This is a genomic window from Pseudomonas oryzagri, from assembly GCF_020831405.1.
Taxonomy (GTDB): domain Bacteria; phylum Pseudomonadota; class Gammaproteobacteria; order Pseudomonadales; family Pseudomonadaceae; genus Geopseudomonas; species Geopseudomonas oryzagri.
Genome location: NZ_JAJHPU010000043.1, coordinates 225,780 through 245,960 on the forward strand (window position 1 = coordinate 225,780; position 20,181 = coordinate 245,960).

General features: G+C 68.9%; 21 protein-coding genes and 1 riboswitch. Of the genes, 13 read left to right on the forward strand and 8 right to left on the reverse strand.

Annotated features, from left to right (window positions below; all coding sequences use genetic code 11):
- Position 1: 1 nt before the first annotated feature.
- From LMJ29_RS17705 to LMJ29_RS17720, 4 genes are all read right to left on the reverse strand, one after another.
- Positions 2-862, reverse strand: a complete 861-nt coding sequence (locus LMJ29_RS17705) for a pirin family protein (protein WP_229606844.1) — start codon at positions 860-862, stop codon at positions 2-4.
- Between the two features lie 102 nt (positions 863-964).
- Positions 965-1,672, reverse strand: a complete 708-nt coding sequence (locus tag LMJ29_RS17710) for an MlaA family lipoprotein (RefSeq protein ID WP_229607225.1) — start codon at positions 1,670-1,672, stop codon at positions 965-967.
- A gap of 67 nt (positions 1,673-1,739) precedes the next feature.
- A complete protein-coding gene (locus LMJ29_RS17715) occupies positions 1,740-3,035 on the reverse strand; it encodes a lipase family protein (RefSeq protein ID WP_229606845.1) in 1,296 nt (431 codons plus the stop codon).
- A gap of 286 nt (positions 3,036-3,321) precedes the next feature.
- Positions 3,322-3,666: a pilin assembly protein gene (locus LMJ29_RS17720; protein WP_229606846.1), complete on the reverse strand. Its 345-nt coding sequence runs from the start codon at positions 3,664-3,666 to the stop codon at positions 3,322-3,324.
- Between the two features lie 126 nt (positions 3,667-3,792).
- Between LMJ29_RS17720 and ppc the strand changes: the two genes are divergently transcribed.
- The 7 genes from ppc (at position 3,793) to LMJ29_RS17755 (ending at position 11,719) form a co-directional block, all read left to right on the forward strand.
- The gene (gene ppc, locus LMJ29_RS17725; RefSeq protein WP_229606847.1) at positions 3,793-6,429 is read left to right on the forward strand and encodes a phosphoenolpyruvate carboxylase; all 2,637 of its coding nucleotides are present in this window, start codon (positions 3,793-3,795) and stop codon (positions 6,427-6,429) included.
- A 304-nt stretch (positions 6,430-6,733) separates the two neighbouring features.
- On the forward strand, positions 6,734-7,381 hold the full coding sequence (adk, locus tag LMJ29_RS17730) for an adenylate kinase (protein WP_229606848.1): 648 nt from the start codon (positions 6,734-6,736) through the stop codon (positions 7,379-7,381).
- A 90-nt stretch (positions 7,382-7,471) separates the two neighbouring features.
- Positions 7,472-8,146 carry a tRNA (adenosine(37)-N6)-threonylcarbamoyltransferase complex dimerization subunit type 1 TsaB gene (tsaB, locus tag LMJ29_RS17735; RefSeq protein WP_229606849.1) on the forward strand — a complete coding sequence of 225 codons (675 nt, stop codon included), beginning with the start codon at positions 7,472-7,474 and terminating at the stop codon, positions 8,144-8,146.
- 7 nt (positions 8,147-8,153) lie between these two features.
- Positions 8,154-9,008 (forward strand): DUF72 domain-containing protein, encoded by an 855-nt coding sequence (locus LMJ29_RS17740; protein WP_229606850.1) that lies wholly within the window; start codon positions 8,154-8,156, stop codon positions 9,006-9,008.
- Between the two features lie 189 nt (positions 9,009-9,197).
- A complete protein-coding gene (locus LMJ29_RS17745; RefSeq protein WP_229606851.1) occupies positions 9,198-10,046 on the forward strand; it encodes a DMT family transporter in 849 nt (282 codons plus the stop codon).
- Between the two features lie 50 nt (positions 10,047-10,096).
- A complete protein-coding gene (locus tag LMJ29_RS17750) occupies positions 10,097-10,870 on the forward strand; it encodes a class I SAM-dependent methyltransferase (RefSeq protein WP_229606852.1) in 774 nt (257 codons plus the stop codon).
- Between the two features lie 57 nt (positions 10,871-10,927).
- The gene (locus LMJ29_RS17755; RefSeq protein ID WP_229606853.1) at positions 10,928-11,719 is read left to right on the forward strand and encodes an NYN domain-containing protein; all 792 of its coding nucleotides are present in this window, start codon (positions 10,928-10,930) and stop codon (positions 11,717-11,719) included.
- A gap of 71 nt (positions 11,720-11,790) precedes the next feature.
- On the opposite strand, the gene LMJ29_RS17760 is transcribed toward LMJ29_RS17755, so the two are convergent.
- Together LMJ29_RS17760 and LMJ29_RS17765 are read right to left on the reverse strand one after the other, a co-directional pair.
- A complete protein-coding gene (locus LMJ29_RS17760; protein ID WP_229606854.1) occupies positions 11,791-12,450 on the reverse strand; it encodes a class I SAM-dependent methyltransferase in 660 nt (219 codons plus the stop codon).
- Between the two features lie 5 nt (positions 12,451-12,455).
- Positions 12,456-12,761: a hypothetical protein gene (locus tag LMJ29_RS17765; protein ID WP_229606855.1), complete on the reverse strand. Its 306-nt coding sequence runs from the start codon at positions 12,759-12,761 to the stop codon at positions 12,456-12,458.
- A 117-nt stretch (positions 12,762-12,878) separates the two neighbouring features.
- Here LMJ29_RS17765 and LMJ29_RS17770 point away from each other — a divergent pair, with 117 nt between their 5' ends.
- A complete protein-coding gene (locus LMJ29_RS17770; protein ID WP_229606856.1) occupies positions 12,879-13,202 on the forward strand; it encodes a ComEA family DNA-binding protein in 324 nt (107 codons plus the stop codon).
- A gap of 72 nt (positions 13,203-13,274) precedes the next feature.
- Here LMJ29_RS17770 and LMJ29_RS17775 read toward each other — a convergent pair whose 3' ends face one another.
- Positions 13,275-13,724 (reverse strand): bacteriohemerythrin, encoded by a 450-nt coding sequence (locus tag LMJ29_RS17775; RefSeq protein WP_229606857.1) that lies wholly within the window; start codon positions 13,722-13,724, stop codon positions 13,275-13,277.
- A 370-nt stretch (positions 13,725-14,094) separates the two neighbouring features.
- Positions 14,095-14,544, reverse strand: a complete 450-nt coding sequence (locus LMJ29_RS17780) for a bacteriohemerythrin (protein ID WP_229606858.1) — start codon at positions 14,542-14,544, stop codon at positions 14,095-14,097.
- 287 nt (positions 14,545-14,831) lie between these two features.
- Positions 14,832-15,116: riboswitch (cobalamin riboswitch) on the forward strand.
- 248 nt (positions 15,117-15,364) lie between these two features.
- Here LMJ29_RS17780 and cobO point away from each other — a divergent pair.
- From cobO to cobD, 5 genes are all read left to right on the forward strand, one after another.
- The gene (cobO, locus tag LMJ29_RS17785; RefSeq protein ID WP_377655741.1) at positions 15,365-15,967 is read left to right on the forward strand and encodes a cob(I)yrinic acid a,c-diamide adenosyltransferase; all 603 of its coding nucleotides are present in this window, start codon (positions 15,365-15,367) and stop codon (positions 15,965-15,967) included.
- 121 nt (positions 15,968-16,088) lie between these two features.
- Positions 16,089-17,384, forward strand: coding sequence for a cobyrinate a,c-diamide synthase (locus LMJ29_RS17790; RefSeq protein WP_229606859.1), 1,296 nt, complete (start codon positions 16,089-16,091; stop codon positions 17,382-17,384).
- A gap of 43 nt (positions 17,385-17,427) precedes the next feature.
- Positions 17,428-18,108, forward strand: coding sequence for a 5,6-dimethylbenzimidazole synthase (gene bluB, locus LMJ29_RS17795; RefSeq protein ID WP_229606860.1), 681 nt, complete (start codon positions 17,428-17,430; stop codon positions 18,106-18,108).
- The gene (cbiB, locus tag LMJ29_RS17800; RefSeq protein ID WP_229606861.1) at positions 18,105-19,013 is read left to right on the forward strand and encodes an adenosylcobinamide-phosphate synthase CbiB; all 909 of its coding nucleotides are present in this window, start codon (positions 18,105-18,107) and stop codon (positions 19,011-19,013) included. The genes bluB and cbiB overlap by 4 nt, the downstream gene beginning before the upstream one ends.
- On the forward strand, positions 19,006-20,040 hold the full coding sequence (gene cobD / locus LMJ29_RS17805; RefSeq protein WP_229606862.1) for a threonine-phosphate decarboxylase CobD: 1,035 nt from the start codon (positions 19,006-19,008) through the stop codon (positions 20,038-20,040). The genes cbiB and cobD overlap by 8 nt, the downstream gene beginning before the upstream one ends.
- Positions 20,041-20,181 lie beyond the last annotated feature (141 nt).

Below are 20,181 nucleotides of genomic sequence, written 5' to 3' on the forward strand. Positions count from 1 at the left end.
GTCAGGCGAAGCGGCCGTCGCGGAAGTCCGCCAGCGCCTGCTCGATCTCCTCGCGGCTGTTCATCACGAACGGGCCGTACTGCACCACCGGCTCGCCCAGCGGCCGGCCGGCGATCAACAGGGCGCGTGCGCCCGTCGCGCTGGTCAGGTGCAGGCTGTCGCCTTCGCTCAGGCGGGCCAGCTGGCCGGCCCGCACGTTCTGGTCGCGCTGGCCGCGCACCGTCAGTTCGCCGTCGAACACGTAGACCAGCACGTTGTGGCCGCGCGGCAGCTCCGGCATCAGGCAGGCGCCGGCCGGGAAGGAGAGGTCGAACAGGTGCGGCTCGGTGTGTGGGCGCTGCACGGCGCCGGCTTGCTGCTGTTCGCCCTCGTGGAAGCTGCCGGCGATCACCCGCACGCCCACCCCGCGGCTGCTGGTCAGCCGGGGGATTTCGGCGGCGGCGAAGTCACGGTAGCTGGCCGGGCCCATCTTGTCGGCGGCCGGCAGGTTGAGCCACAGCTGGAAGCCGAACAGCCGCCCCTGCTCCTGCTCGGGCATCTCGCTGTGCACGATGCCGCGCGCGGCGGTCATCCACTGCACGCCGCCGGCCTCGAGCAGGCCGCGATTGCCCAGATGGTCCTCGTGGCGCATGCGCCCCTCGAGCATGACGGTCACGGTCTCGAAGCCGCGGTGCGGGTGGGACGGGAAGCCGCCGATGTAGTCGCGCGCATCGAACGAGTCGAAGGCGTCCAGCATCAGGAACGGATCGAAGCGCTCCAGTCCGGGGCCACCGATGATGCGGGTCAGGCGCACGCCGTCGCCGTCGGAGGTGGCGCGGCCCTGGTGCAGGTCGAGCACGTCGCGGTAGTGGGGGTAGCTCATGGCGCAGCTCCTCGATTCGGGGTGTGCGACCATTCTGGTTCAATTCGCCGGATGGATGGGTGCTGATTTTGCGTCCGAATCATCGGCTGGGTCGATCAATACTCACTCCGCGATCTGCAGGCGTCGCGCCTCGGTGTACACGTAGCGCACCTTCTCGTACTCGAACGGTGAGTTGAGCTCGCCGTAGCGGAAGGGGTTGATGTAACGGCGATCGAGGGCCATCACCCCGTAGTAGGGCGTCGCCTGCTGGGTGGCGCCGGCTTCCGCGGCGGGATCGAGGGCCGCGCCGATAGCGAAGTCGAACGCCAGTCCGCCGGTATCGCGCAGGTTCGACGGGCCGAGCAGCGGGAGCACCATGTAAGGGCCTTCCTCGACGCCCCAGTAACCGAGGGTCTGGCCGAAATCCTCGCTGCGCCGGGGCAGGCCCATACGGCTGGCCGGGTCCCACAGCCCGCCGACCCCCAGGACGGTATTGAACAGCAGGCGCGCCGTGGTGTGCAGGGCGTCGTGGCCCTGCAACTGCAGCAGGTGGTTGGCCAGGCTGGGGATTTCGCCGAGGTTGGCGAAAAAGTGGCTGACGCCGCTGCGCACGAAGCGCGGGGTGACCGTGCGGTAGACGTCGACCGCCGGCAGGTAGACCCACTCGTCGAAACGCTGGTTGAAGTGATAGACGCGGCGGTTCCAGCCTTCCCAGGGATCGTTGTTGACCAGGGCGACCAGCGTGGCGCGCTCGAATTCGCGCTGGTTGAGCTGCGGATTGAAGCGCAGCAGCTCCAGCGGACGGGTGAAACCGTCGGCGTCGGGTGTCATGTCTCCGGCGGAGGCGTCAGCGCCGAGGACCAGCAGGCCGGCCAGCAGCAGGGCGGAGAGGGAGCGCTCAGTCACGGAGGAACTCCAGCATGGCCTGGGTGTTGACGCGGTACTCCATGTTGCCGCAATGGCCGCCGCGCGGGAAAAGCGTCAGCCGCTCGCCGAGGGTCTGGCGCAGGAAGCCGAGGTCGCCGGGACCGAGGATCAGGTCGTCGCGATTGTGGAACACGGCGATCTTGCTGCTGCCGGCTAGGTAGTCACGCAGGGCGTACAGGCTGATCTGGTCGACCAGCTGGACGATGCTGCCGCCGCGCTCGCGTTTGCGCCAGAAGGGCAGCAGCTGCTCGCGGATATAGCAGTCGAAGTCGCAGAGCAGGGCGCGCTTGAAGAAGGGGGTCAGGCTGGTGCCCTCGTCCATCGGGTAGGTCGGCGGCACTATGGCGCCGCGCTGGTTGATCAGGTCGGAGGTGAAGGCCATGTCGGCGGCGGTGAAGCGGAACACCGCGCCGATCAGCATGGCCATCTCCTCGTTGGACAGGCGCTGCTGCGAGCGCTGGAAGTCGTAGAGCAGCGCCATATCGATCTGCGCCGAACCGTGCTCCTCGAAGTAGCGCGTCAGCTTGGCGAGGATCAGGTCGTAGAAGGTCTGGCTGTTGGTGATGCCCTTGACCTCGGTCTGCACCAGGCGGTCGAGGTTGGTGACCGCGGAATACACGTTGACCGGCGGATTGATCATCAGCACCCGGCGGAAGCGGAAGGCGCCCTCGCGTTCGTCGAGGTGGCTGACGAAGGCGGCGTTCAGGCCGCCCAGGCTGTAGCCGACGAGGGAGTAGTCGGTTACCGGCAGGTCCCGTTGCTGCTTGCGGATCTTGCGCATCGCCCGGTACAGGTCGACGGCGTCGCGGTCGGAGATGCCCGGCGTGGCGTCGCGCGAGGCGGCGGCCATGAAGTCCTGGCTGCACGGCGAGGACAGTTGCACGACGTGATAGCCGGCGCCGTAGAACAGGCGCTTGAGATCCTCGGTCTTGCTGTTGGTGTAGTGCGCGCCGGTGCCGGAGATGATGAACACCAGCGGCGCCGGGCCTTTCTGGCGGGCCAGGCGGTACTTGAGGGTCTTCACCGCCCAGAAGTTGTCCGGCAGCTCGCGGTGCGGGCGCAGGCGCAGGCTGTAGTCCGCCTGATCGATGTCCTCGTCGTCCGGTAGCGCGGGGCGTAGTGGCTCGGGCGTGCCGGCGATGGTCGCCTCGAAGGGATTGGCCAGTGGATAGCCGTATTCGTCCGCGCCTATCTCGCGGGCGGCCGTCGCGGCAGCAGCCAGGCCGAGGCCGGCGAGGAGGACGAGGAGGCGGACGATCAGGGGCATGCGGTCACCTTCCGTGGGAACGGGGCGTGGACAGCTTCAGACCCGGCCGCGCGCCGCGAGTTGCAGTGCGACGCGGATTCGCATTGGTGCAGCCTGCACATCGCATTGTGCCGCGCTGCGCGGCCCGGGGCAGCAGGGGCGGCGGAAAATCCCGGCCACGACCACTGGCCGGGGCGGCAATCTCCGGCCCGGCGACAACCCCCCGTGGGGCCTGTTGCGCTGCGGGCTCCGCCGGAAAATGCCCAGCGCTCGGGCAGGGTTCCGTACGGAGCCGGAAATACGACGGTCAGAAGTCGTTGTCGTCGTCGCGTTGGCTCAGCTCCTCCATATGCTTGCGCGACAGGGCGAGGAAGCGCGGCGTCAGGCCGGCATCCTCGTACACGGGATCGCCCTGTTCGTCGGTGGCCACCACCTTCTGCCCCTTGATGTAGGGAAAGCTCGCCTCCAGTTCCTGCAGGGCGACGCCGACCAGTTCGCCGAGCAGTTCCTCGGGGCGGCGCCTGGGATACATTTCGCCGAGCGCCGCCAGGCGGGCGGCCGACTCCAGATCGAGGGGAATGTGGTAGGTGGTCTTGCTAAGCCGCCCCTTGGCGCTGAGTTCCCACTCCTTCACCAAATCGCGGATCTTCATGCATGCCTCCCGGCCTTGGGCTGCCGCCCGATGGCGTTCCGTCACAGGGGTGTCCACTAAAAAGCCTAGACTGCCGGTAAGATCTTGCCGCACCAGTGGTAACGGCCGAACAGAAGGAGAGTCGCCATGGCTGAGATAGATCCACGGCTGCGCGAGGATGTGCACCTGCTCGGCGAAATGCTGGGCGATACCTTTCGCGCCGAGCGCGGCGCGGCGTTCCTCGCCAAGATCGAACGTATCCGCAAGGGCGCCAAGGCCGCGCGACGCGGCTCGGAGGAGGGCGCGCGGCAGCTCGGCGAGACCCTCGACGCTCTCGCCGAGGACGAACTGCTGCCAGTGGCGCGGGCCTTCAACCAGTTCCTCAACCTGGCCAACATCGCCGAGCAGCACCACCGCATCCGCCGTCGCCGGCCGCACGAGGCGCAGCCATTCGAGGAGCGCGTGCTCGGCGAGCTGCTGCAGCGCCTGCAGGCGGCCGGCCACGCGCCGGCGCAGCTGACCGCCCAGATCGCCGCGCTGGACATCGAGCTGGTGCTCACCGCGCATCCCACCGAGGTGACCCGGCGCACCCTGATCCAGAAGTACGACGAGATCACCGCCTGCCTGGCGGCGCGCGACCACGGCGACCTGTCGGCGCGCGAGAAGGCGGCTCTGCACCGCGATCTCTCCCGCCTGCTCGCCGAGGTCTGGCACACCGATGAGATCCGCCGCCGCCGGCCGACGCCGCAGGACGAGGCGCGCTGGGGCTTCGCGGTGGTCGAGCAGTCGCTGTGGCGAGCGTTGCCGGACTTCCTGCGCGGTGTCGACGACCTGCTCGCCGGCTGCTGCGGCACGCGCCTGCCCCTGGATGCCGCGCCGCTGCGTTTCGCCTCGTGGATGGGCGGCGACCGCGACGGCAATCCCAACGTCACCGCCGCGGTCACTGCGCAGGTGTTGCTGCAGGCCCGCCAGCTGGCCGCCGAACTGCACCTGCGCGACGTCGAGCGGCTGATCACCGAGCTCTCCATGCATCAGGCCAGCCCGGCGTTGCGCGCGCGGGTCGGCGAGGCACCGGAACCCTACCGCGCCCTGCTGCGCGAGCTGCGCGCCCGGCTGATCGCCAGCCGCGACTGGGCGGCCGCCAGCCAGCGCGATGGCCGCGCGCCGGATGCCCTGGTGCTGCAGGACAACGCCGAACTGATCGAACCGTTGCTGCTCTGCCACGCCTCGCTGACCAGCTGCGGCATGGCCAGCATCGCCGATGGTCCGCTGCTCGACAGCCTGCGCCGCGCCCACTGCTTCGGCCTGTTCCTGGTGCGCCTGGACATCCGCCAGGACGCCGGTCGCCACGTCGCGGCGCTGGACGAGATCACCGCCTGGCTCGGCCTCGGCCACTATGCGCAGTGGGACGAGGCGCAACGCCTCGAATTCCTGCAGCGCGAGCTGGCCAGCCCGCGGCCGTTGCTGCCGCAGCACTATCGGCCGGCGGCGGACACCGCCGAGGTGCTCGCCACCTGCCGGGTGGCGGCCGCCGCGCCGGCAGCGGCGCTGGGTTCCTATGTGATCTCCATGGCGGGGGCGCCGAGCGACGTGCTGGCCGTGCAGCTGCTGCTCAAGGAAGCCGGCCTGCTGCGGCCGATCCGCGTGGTGCCGCTGTTCGAGACGCTGGACGATCTGGAGCACGCCGGCGCGGTGATCGACCGCCTGCTGGCGCTGCCGATCTACCGCGCGAGCCTCGCCGGGGCCCAGGAAGTGATGATCGGCTACTCCGATTCGGCCAAGGATGCCGGTACCGTAGCGGCGGCCTGGGCGCAGTACCGCGCCCAGGAGACGCTGGTCGAGGTGTGCGCGCGCCACGGCGTCGAGCTGCTGCTGTTCCACGGCCGCGGTGGCACCGTGGGCCGTGGTGGCGGGCCGGCCCACGCCGCCATCCTCTCCCAGCCGCCGGGTTCGGTGACCGGGCGCTTCCGGGTCACCGAGCAGGGCGAGATGATCCGCTTCAAGTTCGGCCTGCCCGGCGTGGCCGAGCAGAACCTCAACCTCTACCTGGCCGCGGTGCTGGAGGCCACCCTGCTGCCGCCGCCGGCGCCCACCGCGCAGTGGCGCACGCTGATGGAGCACCTGGCCGCGGACGGCGTGGCCGCCTACCGCGAGGTGGTCCGCGAGCACCCGCAGTTCGTCGACTACTTCCGCCAGGCCACCCCCGAGCAGGAACTCGCCCGCCTGCCGCTGGGCAGCCGGCCGGCGCGCCGGCGCAGTGGCGGGGTGGAGAGTCTGCGGGCGATTCCGTGGATCTTCGCCTGGACGCAGATGCGCCTGATGCTGCCGGCCTGGCTGGGCTGGGAAACCGCCCTGGCCCGCGCGGTGGAGCGTGGCGAGGCGCAGTTGTTGCATGAGATGCGCGAGCAGTGGCCGTTCTTCCGCACACGCATCGACATGCTGGAGATGGTGCTGGTCAAGGCCGACGCCGGCATCGCCCGGCTGTACGACCAGCGTCTGGTGGCGGAGGAACTGCGCGAGTTGGGCCGCCAGTTGCGCGACCTGTTGTCGCAGGCGGTGAGCATGGTGCTGGCGTTGACCGGGCAGGCACAACTGCTGGAAGGCGACCCGGTGCTCAGACAGTCGATCAAGGTGCGCGACGCCTACCTGGACCCGCTGCATCTGCTGCAGGTCGAGCTGCTCGCCCGTTCGCGCCGGCTCGCCGTGGAGGAGGGCAGCCAGCTGGAACGGGCCCTGCTGGTGACGGTCGCGGGGATTGCCGCCGGGCTGCGCAACACGGGGTGAACCATCAAGCATGGTGGATACCCCATCTTGTGTCAGGTATGGTAGCTGTGTATTTTGGTCTGCTTTTTCACCGTCCCGATTTGTGCTACGGGCGGCTCGCGAACTCCCTGCCCGGTCCCATGAGGACCGGGCGAAGACGTGACATAGACGGCGCGACGGCCTGTCCCGGCGGCGACTCACCCAGAGGTGGATTCCCGTGCGGAAGGACCAGTCGCCTGCGGCCATGGAAGGGCCACTGTTTTCTCCCCGGCCTGCCAAGGCGTATCCGGGATAATTTTCTTACTGTTCCAGGAGCAACAAATCGATGCGAGTCATTCTGCTGGGGGCACCCGGTGCCGGCAAAGGTACCCAGGCGCGTTTCATCACCGAGAAGTTCGGTATTCCGCAGATCTCCACCGGTGACATGCTGCGCGCCGCGGTCAAGGCCGAAAGCCCGCTGGGCCTGCAGGTCAAGGAAGTGATGGCCAGCGGTGGCCTGGTCTCCGACGAGATCATCATCGGCCTGATCAAGGAGCGCATCGTCGCTGCCGACTGCGCCAACGGTTTCCTGTTCGACGGCTTCCCGCGCACCATCCCGCAGGCTGAAGCCCTGCGCGACGCCGGCGTGGAAATCGACCACGTGCTGGAAATCGCCGTGGAAGACCAGGAGATCATCAGCCGCATGTCCGGTCGCCGCGTGCACCCGGCCTCCGGCCGCACCTACCACCTGCAGTACAACCCGCCGAAGGTGGCCGGCAAGGACGACGAGACCGGCGAGGACCTGATCCAGCGCGAAGACGACCAGGAAGAGACCGTGCGCAAGCGTCTGGACGTCTACCATGCCCAGACCCTGCCGCTGGTCGGCTTCTATCAGGATCTGGCGCAGACCGCCGGCAAGCCGAAGTACTCCCGCGTCGAGGGTGTCGGCAGCGTCGAGGAAATCACCGCCAAGGTGTTCGCCGCGCTGAGCTGATCCGCTCCCGTGCTGCACGCGACGGCCCGCCCTGTGCGGGCCGTTTGCATTTACAATGCCCGCCCGTTCGCCACCCACCGGATACCCGTCATGACCACCCTGCTGGCCCTGGATACCGCCACCGAAGCCTGTTCCGTCGCCCTGCTGCACGAGGGCCGCGTGCTCAGCCGCTACGAGGTGATCCCGCGCCTGCATGCCCAGCGCGTGCTGCCGATGGTCCAGGAGCTGCTGGGCGAGGCCGGCATCCCCCTCGCCGCGGTGGATGCCATCGCCTTCGGCCGCGGCCCGGGCGCCTTCACCGGCGTGCGCATCGCCGTCGGCGTGGTCCAGGGCCTGGCCTTCGCCCTCGGTCGCCCGGTGCTGCCGGTGTCCAACCTCGCCGTGCTCGCCCAGCGCGCCCACCGCGAACATGGCGTCGGTCAGGTCGCGGCCGCCATCGACGCACGCATGGACGAGATCTACTGGGGCTGCTATCACTTGAAAGACGGCGAGATGCGCCTGGCCGGCAGCGAGGCGGTGCTGCCGCCGGAGCGTGCCGCCCTGCCGCGCGATGCCGGCGGCGAGTGGTTCGGTGCCGGTACCGGCTGGGGCTACGCCGCGCGCATCGGAGTGCCGGTCGTCGGCATGGATGCCGGCCTGCTGCCGCACGCCGAGGATCTGTTGACCCTGGCGCGCTTCGCTTGGGCGCGCGAGGAGGTGGTGGATGCCGAGCACGCCCAGCCGGTCTACCTGCGCGACAACGTGGCGACCCCCAAGCGGAGCTGAGCCCGTCGTGCGGCCGTACTTCCTCGGCTGCCCCTCATGGAGCGAGCAGGCCTGGCGTGGCGCCCTCTACCCCGCCGGACTGGCCAGCCGCGAATTCCTGCCCGCCTACTGCCGGGTGTTCAACGCGGTGGAGGGCAATACCACCTTCTACGCCCGCCCGGCCGCCACCACCCTGGCGCGCTGGGCGCAGGTGATGCCCGAAGATTTCCACTTCTGCGCCAAGCTGCCGCGCGATATCAGCCACGAGGGCGACCTGCGCGACAACCTCGGCGCCGCCGGCGACTTCCTCGCCCTGCTGGCACCCTTGGGCGCCCGCGTCTCCCCGCTGTGGCTGCAACTGCCGGCCAGCTTCGGGCCGCCGCGCCTCGCCGAACTGGCGATATTCCTCGACGGGCTGAGCGTGGCCCACGGCCTGGCGGTGGAGGTGCGCCATCCGGCGTTCTTCGCCCGCGGCGACGAGGAGAAGATGCTCAATCACCTGCTGCGCGACCGCGGCGTCGAACGCATCTGTCTCGATTCGCGCGCGCTATTCAGCTGCACCGCGCGCGATCCGGCGGTGCTCCATGCGCAGAGCCAGAAGCCGCGGGTGCCGCCACGGCCGGCGGCCTTCACCCAGTTTCCCCAGGTGCGCTTTATCGGTCATCCCGAACTGGCGGCCAACGACCCCTTCCTCGCTCCGTGGCTGGACAAGGTCGCGACCTGGATCGAGGAGGGGCGCCGGCCGCATGTGTTCCTGCACACCCCGGACAATCACCATGCTCCCGACCTGGCGCGGCGCTTTCACGAGCAGCTGACGACGCGCCTGCCGGGGTTGCCGCCGCTGCCCGAAGGTGGTGGAGGCGAACAGCTCGGTCTGCTGTAGGGGCGAATTCATGCGTCTACGCGGCCCCGTCGGGCGAATGCATGCGCCCTACAGGTCTACGCCATGCCGCGCCAAAGCGACCGAGTGGTGGGCATAACCGGCCTGCTCGCTGCCGCACCGCCCGGCCCATCGCGTGCCCAGCCCTTTCGCGCTACCCTCGGCGCACGACCACAGACCGGGAAGTCTGCCATGCCCCTGCCGCGCCTCGCGCTGCTCACCGCCCTGGCCATGCTGGCCTTCGCCGCCAACTCGATCCTCTGCCGCGTCGCCCTGCGCGATGGCCATATCGACGCCGCCAGTTTCACCGCCATCCGCCTGCTCGGCGGCGCCCTGGCGCTGTGGCTGATCGTCCGCCTGCAGGCCCGCGCGGCCCGGCCGCTGGCGGGCAACCTGCCGTCGGCGCTGGCGTTGTTCGTCTATGCCGCGGGCTTTTCCTGGGCCTATCTGCAGCTGTCCGCCGCCACCGGCGCCCTGTTGCTGTTCGGAGCGGTGCAGGCCAGCATGATCCTCTGGGGCCTGTGGCGTGGCGAGCGGCTGTCGCTGGGGCAGGGCTGCGGCCTGCTGCTGGCCTTCGTCGGCCTCGGTGTGCTGCTGTTGCCCGGCGCCAGTGCGCCGGGAGCGCTGCCTGCGGGGCTCATGCTGCTGGCCGGGGTGGCCTGGGGCGTCTACTCGCTGCGTGGCCGCGGGGTGGGCGATGCCACCGCGCATACCGCCGGCAACTTCATCCGCAGCCTGCCGCTGGTCCTGCTGCTCGGTCTTGGCGGCCTGCCCTGGGCGCATCTCGATGGCGCCGGCGTGCTCTACGCGTTGCTCTCCGGCGCGCTGGCCTCGGGCGTCGGCTACGCGCTGTGGTATGCGGTGCTGCCGGCCTTGCGTGCCACCCAGGCGGCCACCGTACAGCTCAGCGTGCCGCTGATCACCGCATTGCTCGCCGTGCTGCTGCTCGGCGAGCCCTTCAGCGCGCGCCTGCTGCTCGCCTCGGCGCTGCTGCTCGGCGGGGTGGCCTGGGTGCTGCTCGGGCGGGCGCCTGCGCGCTGAGGCGATCTTTGGCAGAATGGCGCCCCTTTCTCCGCCGTCCGGAAGTCCCGATGTCCGCCAGTCCCGTTCGCGTTCGCGTCGAAGCCCTGAGTCCCACCCATGCCGCTGCCGCACATGAATGGGCCGCGCGCCTGGGTCTGGCTGAAGCGGGCGAGGCCGAGTTCGCCCTGCAGCTGGGCGATGCCGGCCTGCAGCTGGTCGACCTCGGCCCGGACGCCCCGGGGCCGGTGCGCGTCGACTTCGTCGAGGGCGCGGCCGCCCACCGCCGCCTGTTCGGCGGCGGCAGCGGGCAGATGATCGCCAAGGCCGTCGGCATCCAGAGCGGCGTGCGCCCACGCATCCTCGACGCCACCGCCGGGCTGGGACGCGACGCCTTCGTGCTGGCCAGTCTCGGCTGCGAACTCACCCTGATCGAGCGCCAGCCGCTGGTCGCCGCGCTGCTCGAGGACGGCCTGGCGCGCGCCGCCCGCGATCCCGAGGTGGCGCCGATCGTCGCGCGGATGCAGCTGCTGACCGGCAACGCGGTCGATCTGCTGCGCGCCTGGCTGGGCGAGCCGCCGCAGGTGGTCTACCTCGACCCGATGTTCCCGCACCGCGACAAGAGCGCGCTGGTGAAGAAGGAAATGCGCCTGTTCCGTCCGCTGGTGGGCGACGATCTCGACGCGCCGGCGCTGCTCGCGGCGGCGCTGGCGCTGGCCAGCCATCGGGTGGTGGTCAAGCGCCCGCGCAAGGCGCCGTGCATCGACGGAGCCAAGCCGTCCCACCAGCTGGAGGGCAAGTCGAGCCGCTACGACATCTACCCGAAGAAGGCGCTCAAGGCCTGAGCGACGCGGGTCGGCCTGCTAGGCTGGTCGTATCGGTCCAGGGAGGAGGGCGTCCCCGTGCAGAACGTCCGCGTAGCGCTGTTCATCGATGCCGACAACTCGCCGAGCCGCAAGATCGAGGCGATCCTCGCCGAACTGGCGGTGCTCGGCGTGGTGTCCATCCGCCGCGCCTACGGCAACTGGAGGAGTCCGCGCCTGGAGTCCTGGATGCATGTGCTGCACGAGCACGCCATCCAGCCGGTCCAGCAGTTCGACCTGATCAAGGGCAAGAACGCCACCGACATGGCGATGGCCATCGATGCCATGGACGTGCTGCACGGCAAGCCGGTCGAGGTGTTCTGCCTGGTCTCCTCCGACTGCGACTTCACCCCGCTGGTGACCCGCCTGCGCGCCGAAGGCAAGCAGGTGATCGGCTTCGGCGAGCGCAAGTCGCCGGAGCCCTACGTCAATGCCTGCTCGCGCTTCGTTTATCTCGACGACATGCCGGTCGAGGTGAGCATCCAGCCGGCCGGCACCAGCGCCCAGCCCGCCGAGGCCGAGGCGCTGGAGGTGCCTTGCGTGCCGCCGGCGGTGGCGGTGGTCGGCCGGCGCAGCAACCAGGAACTCAAGGGCGACAGCAAGCTGCTGAACCTGCTGCGCAACGCCGTGCTCTACGCCGCCGATGAAGACGGCTGGGCGCCGCTCAGTCTGGTCGGCTCGCGGATCGCCAACCAGGCCTCCTTCGAGCCGCGCAACTACGGCTATTCGCGGTTGTTCGACCTATTCGCCGCCATCGACCTGTTCGAGGTCCGCCGTGTCGGCAGCCATCCGCAGGTACGCTACAAGCGGCGCAGCGTACCGGTCGCCTGAGCGCCATTAGGAGCGATTGGGGGGGCACGCCTAGCTCTAGTCGCAGGCGGCGACGGCAGGATCTGTCGGGCTCAGGAACGCGCCGAGAACAGCGCTGCGCAGCCGACCACTTCCAGCGTGACCTGATCGAAACGCCGCTCCAGCTCGTGGCGCAAGCCATCGAGATCGTCCGCCTGGTTGGCGAAGATGCCCTTGCGGTTGTAGAGCGCCATCAGGCGCTGCGCCAGCGGGCTGCGCGGCACGCCGCCGTGCAGGAGGGTCGAGCCGAACAGGCGGGCGCCCGGTTTCATCAGCGGCTTGAGGTGATCGAACAGCACCGCCTTGTCGGCGATGCCGCCGGGCAGGCAGTGCAGCAGATAATTGATCCCGATGGAGTCGAACGGTTCGTCGGTGAAGGCGATGGGTTCCAGCACGTTGCGCCGGTAGCGTTCCGGGCGGTAGCGGGCGATGCGCTGCGCAGCGTGGGCCAGGGTGTCGGCATTGAGATCCATCAGCGCCACGCGCGGGGCGGGGACCGGGAAGCGGCAGCGATCGAGGAAGTAGCCGGTGCCCACGCCGACATCCAGGTGGTTGGCCGACAGGTGCTGCTCGTAGTGCGCCTCCAGCCGTGGCGTCGGGCACTTCCAGATGAAGCGGTTGGACACGCCCAACACCACGAAATCGTAGAGCGGCAGGGTGCGCCGGGTGTAGACGGCCTGGCCGGCCTGGACCTGTTCGCGGCTGGGGGTCATGGGGCTCAGGTTTGCGGTTCGCTTTTCTGCTGGCGCAGGTTGTCGAGTTCCTTGGCGAACACTTCGTCCTGCACGCTTGGTTTCTTGCGCCAAGGGCGTTTTTCTGGCGCCAGTTGTGCAGCGTAGAGGGTGATTTCCCCCTGCTGCTCGCTCTGGAACTGTTCGACTGCCTGGGTGAGTTGGGCGCGCAACAAATCTTTCGGGTTTTGCATGAAGCCTGGTACGTAAATAAACAGGAAATACATGGATGTGTTGCAATTCTGCCAGCCTTGCAGTGGCCTCGCAAATGTCGACTGGATCAACTTGCCCATATTTCCATTATATTTTATGTGGTCTTTGAATTGACTTTCCGTTGACCTGTTTTAGTGTCGTTTGGCCGCCCGTTGTAGCGGCGGCTTTCCGCCAACCGACAAAAGGAACTGTCGATCATGTCGAAACTGCGTTATTGCGCCGCACTGCTGGCCCTGCTTTGCGGTTTTTCCCTGTCCGCCACCGCCGCTGAATCCTCCGCTGCGCCGCAGCCCGCGGCCGTCGCGGCGCCCGCTGCTCCCGCCGCCAAGGTGGATCTGAACAGCGCCGATGCCGAGACGCTGGCGCGCGAGTTGAACGGTATCGGCGAGACCAAGGCTCACGCCATCGTCGAATATCGCCAGGCGAACGGTGCGTTCGAGTCGGTGGACGAGTTATTGGAAGTGAAGGGGATCGGCGAGGCGACCCTGGAGAAGAATCGCGAGCGGTTGACCGTCAACTGACTGATCGCTGCTGTACTGTTGTGCTGATCTACAAGGGGCCGGCCTTGCGCCGGCCCTTTGCATGGGGGCCGCTCAGCCGAAGAACTTGCCGAGCATGCGGGTGATGAAGCCGCCTTCGATGGTGCGCTTGACGAAGGGCACATAGTGCTTGTCGTCGCGCTTGATATGGTTGGTCAGCCACAGGCCGATGTCGGTGCGCACTTCCCGGGCCACGCGGAAGCTGTCTTCGCCGCTGCTCAGACGATCCTGATAGGAGTGGGCGCGCGCCTTGAAGGCTTCGTGGACCTGATGGTGGGCTTCCAGCATCGGATAGCCGGCCTTCTCCATCAGGCTTTCCTCGAAGGTATTGTGGGAAATCGCGTAGTCGATCAGCGACTTGATCACGTGTTCGACTTCCTCGACATTCTGCGTCTTGATGGCGTGATCGATTTCCGACAGGTATTCGAAAATCCGCCGGTGTTGGTCGTCGATGATGTCGATGCCTGTTTCGAACTCGGCAGTCCAGGTGATGACATAGCTCATGCGTCGATTCCTTGTTCGTTGAACGGTTGAATCAGACTGGCGTGGCGCCGGAACTCCTGTCCCCTAGCCCGGCTGGGGCAAGACGGGAGCGAACGCCGACCGCCAGCGGTTGCTGGCTGTATGGCGATCAGTGGCTCAACTGCACGGCAAGACGATTGACGGCGGATTGCCTTCCGCGAATGGGAAGACGGGAACGGCGGGGAGGAACCTACGGCAGGTGGAAGTCATTGGATTCTGCTCTCTTGTTGTTTTCTTCGTTTTTCCAGGGGGTCACCCAGACACTCTGTCGGTGTCTTGATCTGGTTGGCGCACCTAAACGGTGCGCCGGGACTGCGAGTATTACCCGGCGATTCCGCGCCGGCAGGCTTGGTCAGCCAAAGAACTTGCCCAGCATCCGCGCCACGAAGCCGCCGTCGAGGCTCTTCTTCACGTAGGGCACGTAATGCTTGTCGTCGCGCTTGATGTGGTTGGTCAGCCACAGGCCGATGTCGGTGCGCACTTCGCGGGCCAGGCGGAAATGGTCTTCGCCGGCGGCCAGGCGTTGCACGTAATCGTGGGCGCGATTCTTGAAGGCTTCATGGACCTGGTGGTGGGCTTCCAGCATCGGATAGCCGGCCTTTTCCATCAGGCTTTCCTCGAAGGTGTTGTGGGACACCGCGTAATCCAGCAGAGCCTTGACCACATATTCGACTTCGCTGGTGGATTTGGCCTTGATCGCGTGGTCGATTTCCGTCAGGTACTCAAAAATCCGTTTGTGCTGTTCATCGATGATGTCGATGCCGGTGGCGAATTCGGCTGACCAAGATATGACAAACCCCATGTGGATTTTCCTCTATTTAATCTTCGCTTTATCCCTGCCGGTGGATCGATATTCGCGCCGGCGGGCGTAAGTCTGGGTTTGCGGCCTGTAGGTTGTGCTACAAGCCCGCAGGATGTTCGGAGGAGCTTGGTCGTCAGCTGCGCTCTACGTGTCTGGCATCAGGGTTTCGACAAAACCATGAGCCTGGCATGGACTTTATTGCAGGCTGACGAGGTTGTGAAGATGTTGCCGATATTTTTCTGCCATGATCGACGACGTTTATTTGACGTTCCCTTTATCTCCCTCTAACCTCCTGCCCTGCTTCAGGTGCCCCCCAGCCAAGACTCGGGAGGGTGAAACAGGGAAGCCGGTGCGCATTTTCTTTGCACTTTTATTAACGTGCACTTTATATGCCAACCCGGCGCTGCCCCCGCAACGGTAGGCGAGTCAAGAAGCCCCACGACAGGCGAAGCGGCGCAGATGCGCATCGCCCTCAGCCACTGTGTTCCGTCGGAACATGGGAAGGCGTGGCTTCAGGAGTCTTCGACACTCCACTCGCGAGCCCGGAGACCGGCCTGTCGCATCCACGGTATCGCGGAGGGCGCTACCCGTCGGCTGGGCGGCCTTCCTTGCAGTCGTCCGTTCGTCGCCTGGTCCTCCGCATGCCTTCGCAACCATGCTCGCGCGGGTGCGCGCGATGTGGAGAATGACCGATGAGCAAGCCCCTTGCCGCGCCTGTGCCTCGCCTGTCGCGTGGCGTTTCCCTCCTTTTTGCGATGCCCGAAGCCCTGTCGCGTGCCCGCCACCGGCTCGCCTCGCTGCATGCCTGCGAGGTGCTCCGATGAGCGAGCGCGACGAGCGCCACCGGGCGCGCATGCAGCGCAAGAAGGCGGTGGTCGACGCGAAGATCGCCGAGGCCGCTGCCGAGCGCGGCCTGCTGCTGGTCAACACCGGCAACGGCAAGGGCAAGAGCAGCGCGGCCTTCGGCATGCTGGCGCGCGCCCTCGGCCACGGCCTGCGTGCCGGCGTGGTGCAGTTCATCAAGGGCGCGGCCAGCACCGGCGAGGAAGCTTTCTTCCGTCGCTTTCCCGACGAGGTGCGCTATCACGTGATGGGCGAGGGTTTCACCTGGGAGACCCAGGACCGCCAGCGCGACATGCACAAGGCCGCCGAGGCCTGGGCGGTGGCTCGCGAACTGTTGCAGGACGAGCAGATTGGCCTGGTGGTGTTGGACGAGCTGAACATCGCCCTCAAGTACGGCTACCTGCAGCTCGAAACCGTACTGGCCGACCTCGCCGCGCGCCCGCCGATGCAGCACGTGGTGGTCACCGGACGCGGCGCGCCGGCCGGGTTGATCGCGGTGGCCGATACGGTCAGCGAAATCGCCCTGGTCAAGCACGCCTTCCAGGCCGGCGTGAAGGCGCAGAAAGGCGTGGAATTTTGATGCGCTTCTCCCTTGTGCGCAGCGGGGCGAATTTTTTCCCGACGAGCGGGTCATTGCAGGCTGGCCGGCCGTCGATGAGGGCGCGCCTTTCCATATTCGCCCTATCCGCATGGAGTCGCCCATGAACGATGCTCGCCGCTGTCCCGCCCTGTTGATCGCCGCCCCGGCCTCCGGGCAGGGCAAGACCACGGTCACCGCCGCGCTGGCGCGCCACTTCGTCGGGCAGGGCCTGCGTGTGCGGGTGTTCAAGTGCGGTCCGGACTTTCTCGACCCCATGATCCTTGCCCGCGCCAGCGGCGCGCCGGTCGACTCGCTGGACCTCTGGCTGGTCGGCGAGGAGGAGTGCCGGCGCCGGCTGTGGCAAGCGGCGGGGGAGGCCGAGCTGATCCTTATCGAGGGGGTGATGGGCCTGTTCGACGGCACCCCCTCGGCCGCCGAGCTGGCGCGTCGCTTCGGTGTGCCGGTGCTGGCGGTGATCGACGGGGCGGCGATGGCGCAGACCTTCGCCGCCATCGCCCACGGCCTGGCCAGCTACCAGAGCGACCTGCCGTTCGCCGGCGTGCTCGCCAACCGGGTCGGCAGCGCGCGCCATGGCGAGATCCTGCGCGACTGCCTGCCCGCGCATCTGGCCTGGTACGGCGCCCTGCCGCGCGAGGCCGCCATCGAACTGCCCCGTCGCCACCTGGGCCTGGTGCAGGCCGAGGAGCTCGCCGACCTCGACCTGCGCCTGGACGCGGCGGGCGCCGCCCTGGCGCGCAGCGCCGAGCTGGGCCTGCCGCCGGCCGTGGAGTTCCAGGCTCCGCCGCCGGAGGTCCGCTCGCCCCTGCTGCAGGGCGTGCGCATCGGCGTGGCCCGCGACGCGGCCTTCGCCTTCGTCTACCCGGCCAACCTCGACCTGCTGCGCGCGCTGGGGGCCGAGCTGGTATTCTTCTCGCCGCTCGACGACCGCCAGCTGCCCAACGTCGACAGCCTGTACCTGCCGGGCGGCTACCCCGAGCTGCATCTGGAGCGCCTGGCCGCCAACCTGCCGATGCAGGTGGCGATCCGCGCCCATCACGCCGCCGGCAAGCCGATCCTCGCCGAGTGCGGCGGCATGCTCTACCTGCTCGACGCCCTGACCGACCTCGACGGCCGGCGCGGTGCGATGCTCGGCCTGCTGCCGGGCGAGGCGCAGATGCAGCCGAAGCTGGTGAGCCTGGCCATGCAGGAGATCGAGCTGGACGGCGAACTCATCCGCGGCCACAGCTACCACCATTCGAGCATGGCGTGTGCCATGGAGCCGATCGCCCATGGCGAGTGCCCGAATCATCGGCGGGTGCGCGAGCCGCTGTATCGCAGTGGCCGGCTGACCGCCAGCTACATCCACTTCTATCTGCCCTCCGCGCCGCGCGCCGCCGCCGCGCTGCTGCGGCCCTGAGCCATCCGGAGACCCTGCAGGCCGCGCCCGGCCTCATCTGCCCATGACCGACCAGACCCCCCCGGCCCCGGCCGAAAATCCCCACGCCTTCAGCGCCGAGGAGCGTGCCGCGGTCTACCGCGCCATCGCCGCGCGCCGCGACATGCGCCACTTCAGCGGCGGCAGCGTGGCCCCCGAGCTGCTCGCCCGCCTGCTCGACGCCGCGCACCACGCGCCCAGCGTCGGCCTGATGCAGCCGTGGCGCTTTATCCGCATCACCGACCGCGAGTTGCGCCGGCAGATCCGCGCACTGGTCGAGGCCGAACGCCTGTGCACCGCCGAGGCGCTCGGCGAGCGGGGCGACGAGTTCATGCGCCTCAAGGTCGAGGGTATCGAGGACAGCGCCGAGCTGCTGGTCGCCTGCCTGATGGACGGCCGCGAGCGCTTCGTGTTCGGCCGCCGCACCCTGCCGCAGATGGACCTCGCCTCGCTGTCCTGCGCGATCCAGAACCTGTGGCTGGCGGCCCGCGCCGAAGGCCTCGGCATGGGCTGGGTGTCGCTGTTCGAGCCGGTCGCCCTCGGCGAACTGCTCGGCCTGCCGCAGGGCGCCGAGCCGCTGGCGCTGCTCTGCCTCGGCCCGGTCGACGAGTTCTATCCGCGCCCGATGCTGGTGGAGGAGGGCTGGGCGGCGGAGCGTCCGCTGGCCGAGATGCTCTACGAGAACCATTGGGGAGCGCGTCCATGAGCCTGGGACTGGCCCTGTGCGCCGGCGTGGCGCTGGACGTCGCCCTCGGCGAGCCGCGCCGCCATCATCCGCTGGTGGCCTTCGGCCGTCTGGCCAATGCCTTGGAGGCCCGCTTCAACGCCCATGGCGGCGGCTGGCGCAGCCATGGCGTCACCGCCTGGTGCCTGGCGGTGCTGCCACTCACCGCGCTCACCTGGCTGCTGGTGCAGCTGCCGCTGCTCGGCGGCCTGCTGGAAATCCTCGCCCTCTACGCGGCCCTGGGCCTGCGCAGCCTGCACGAGCACGCCCTGCCGGTGCTCGACGCCCTGCGCCGCGGCGACCTGGAGGCGGCGCGGCGCGGTGTGGGCAGGGTGGTCAGCCGCGACACCAGCGCGCTGGACGACCGTGGCGTGGCCCGCGCCGCCACCGAGTCGGTACTGGAGAACGGCAGCGACGCGGTGTTCGCCGCGCTGTTCTGGTTCGCCGTGGCCGGCGCGCCGGGCGTGGTGCTCTATCGGCTGAGCAATACCCTGGACGCCATGTGGGGCTATCGCACGCCGCGTTTCGAACGTTTCGGCTGGGCGGCGGCGCGCATCGACGATCTGCTCAACTTCGTGCCGGCGTGCCTCACCGCGCTGACCTACGCGCTGTTCGGCCAGACCCGCCGCGCGCTGGCCTGCTGGCGCCGCCAGGCGCCGCAGTGGGACAGCCCCAACGCCGGCCCGGTGATGGCCGCCGGCGCCGGTGCGCTGGGCGTCGAACTGGGCGGCGCGGCGATCTACCACGGCGAACTGCATCAGCGTCCGGTGCTCGGCGAGGGCGTGGCGGCCGATGCCGAAAGTATCGACGGGGCGCTCAGCCTGCTGCGCCGCGGTGTGGCGCTGTGGCTGGCGCTGATTCTGCTCGGAGGCTGGCTGCATGCTTGAACACGGTGGCCGGCTGCGCGCCGCCGCGCAGCGCTACGGCATCCCGCTGGCCGACTGGCTGGACCTGTCCACCGGCATCGCTGCCGAGCCCTGGCCGCTGCCGGCGATCCCGCTGGCCGCGTGGGCGCGCCTGCCGGAGGAGGACGACGGCCTGGAACAGGCTGCCTGCGCCTGCTACGGCGCGCGTCAGGCGCTGGCGGTGGCCGGCAGCCAGGCGGCGATCCAGGCGCTGCCCGAACTGTTCCCGCCTGCGCGGGTCGGCGTGCTCGGCCTCAGCTACGCCGAGCACGCCCACGCCTGGCGGCGCGCCGGCCATCGACTGCTGCGCCTGGACGCCGCGGCCATCGACGCCCAACTCGACAAGCTCGACGTGCTGGTGCTGGCCAACCCCAACAATCCCACCGGCGAGCGCTTCGCGCCGGCGCAGCTGCTCGACTGGCACGCCCGCCTGCGGGCGCGCGGCGGTTGCCTGCTGGTCGACGAGGCGTTCATCGACTGCACGCCCGAGCACAGCCTGGCGGCCCATGCCCACCTGCCGGGGCTGATCGTGCTGCGCTCGGTCGGCAAGTTCTTCGGCCTGGCCGGCATCCGCCTGGGCTTCGTGCTGGCCGAGCCCGGCCTGCTGGCCAGCCTGCGCGAGCGCCTCGGCCCCTGGGCGATCAGCGGCCCCGCGCGCTGCGTCGGCCTGGCGGCGCTGGATGCGGCCAGTGTCGGCGCGCGCCGGCGCCGTGCCGCCGAGCTGCAGCGCCAAGGTCAGGCACTGGCCGAACTGCTGCGCGCGCACGGGCTGAACCCGGCCGGCGGTACGGCGCTGTTCCAGTGGGTGCCGGTGCTGCAGGCCACCGTGCTGTACGACTTCCTCGCCCGCCGCGGCATCCTCGTTCGCCTGTTCGCCGAACCGGCCAGCCTGCGCTTCGGCCTGCCCGGCGACGAGGCGGGCTGGCAGCGCCTGCAGCAGGCGCTGCACGACTGGCAGCGCAGCGCCTCCGGCGCGCTTCGCCAAGCGCTCCACAAGGAGCACGCATGAGGCGCAGCCCAGCAGGGTGGACAACTCGCGCAGCGATTGACCACCACGCGGGTCGCCGCAGCGGCAGCGGTAGAAAACCGCTGCGCGGGTTTTCCACCCTACGACCGGCCTTGGCCGACAAGCAGAAGGACTCCCGATGAC

Coding starts and splice junctions, on each gene's coding strand:
- LMJ29_RS17705 (WP_229606844.1), bottom strand. CDS start 862: ATGAGCTACCCCCACTACCGCGACGTGCTCGACCTGCACCAGGGCCGC.
- LMJ29_RS17710 (WP_229607225.1), bottom strand. CDS start 1,672: ATGACACCCGACGCCGACGGTTTCACCCGTCCGCTGGAGCTGCTGCGC.
- LMJ29_RS17715 (WP_229606845.1), bottom strand. CDS start 3,035: ATGCCCCTGATCGTCCGCCTCCTCGTCCTCCTCGCCGGCCTCGGCCTG.
- LMJ29_RS17720 (WP_229606846.1), bottom strand. CDS start 3,666: ATGAAGATCCGCGATTTGGTGAAGGAGTGGGAACTCAGCGCCAAGGGG.
- ppc (WP_229606847.1), top strand. CDS start 3,793: ATGGCTGAGATAGATCCACGGCTGCGCGAGGATGTGCACCTGCTCGGC.
- adk (WP_229606848.1), top strand. CDS start 6,734: ATGCGAGTCATTCTGCTGGGGGCACCCGGTGCCGGCAAAGGTACCCAG.
- tsaB (WP_229606849.1), top strand. CDS start 7,472: ATGACCACCCTGCTGGCCCTGGATACCGCCACCGAAGCCTGTTCCGTC.
- LMJ29_RS17745 (WP_229606851.1), top strand. CDS start 9,198: ATGCCCCTGCCGCGCCTCGCGCTGCTCACCGCCCTGGCCATGCTGGCC.
- LMJ29_RS17750 (WP_229606852.1), top strand. CDS start 10,097: ATGTCCGCCAGTCCCGTTCGCGTTCGCGTCGAAGCCCTGAGTCCCACC.
- LMJ29_RS17760 (WP_229606854.1), bottom strand. CDS start 12,450: ATGACCCCCAGCCGCGAACAGGTCCAGGCCGGCCAGGCCGTCTACACC.
- LMJ29_RS17765 (WP_229606855.1), bottom strand. CDS start 12,761: ATGGGCAAGTTGATCCAGTCGACATTTGCGAGGCCACTGCAAGGCTGG.
- LMJ29_RS17770 (WP_229606856.1), top strand. CDS start 12,879: ATGTCGAAACTGCGTTATTGCGCCGCACTGCTGGCCCTGCTTTGCGGT.
- LMJ29_RS17775 (WP_229606857.1), bottom strand. CDS start 13,724: ATGAGCTATGTCATCACCTGGACTGCCGAGTTCGAAACAGGCATCGAC.
- LMJ29_RS17780 (WP_229606858.1), bottom strand. CDS start 14,544: ATGGGGTTTGTCATATCTTGGTCAGCCGAATTCGCCACCGGCATCGAC.
- cobO (WP_377655741.1), top strand. CDS start 15,365: ATGAGCGAGCGCGACGAGCGCCACCGGGCGCGCATGCAGCGCAAGAAG.
- LMJ29_RS17790 (WP_229606859.1), top strand. CDS start 16,089: ATGAACGATGCTCGCCGCTGTCCCGCCCTGTTGATCGCCGCCCCGGCC.
- bluB (WP_229606860.1), top strand. CDS start 17,428: ATGACCGACCAGACCCCCCCGGCCCCGGCCGAAAATCCCCACGCCTTC.
- cbiB (WP_229606861.1), top strand. CDS start 18,105: ATGAGCCTGGGACTGGCCCTGTGCGCCGGCGTGGCGCTGGACGTCGCC.
- cobD (WP_229606862.1), top strand. CDS start 19,006: ATGCTTGAACACGGTGGCCGGCTGCGCGCCGCCGCGCAGCGCTACGGC.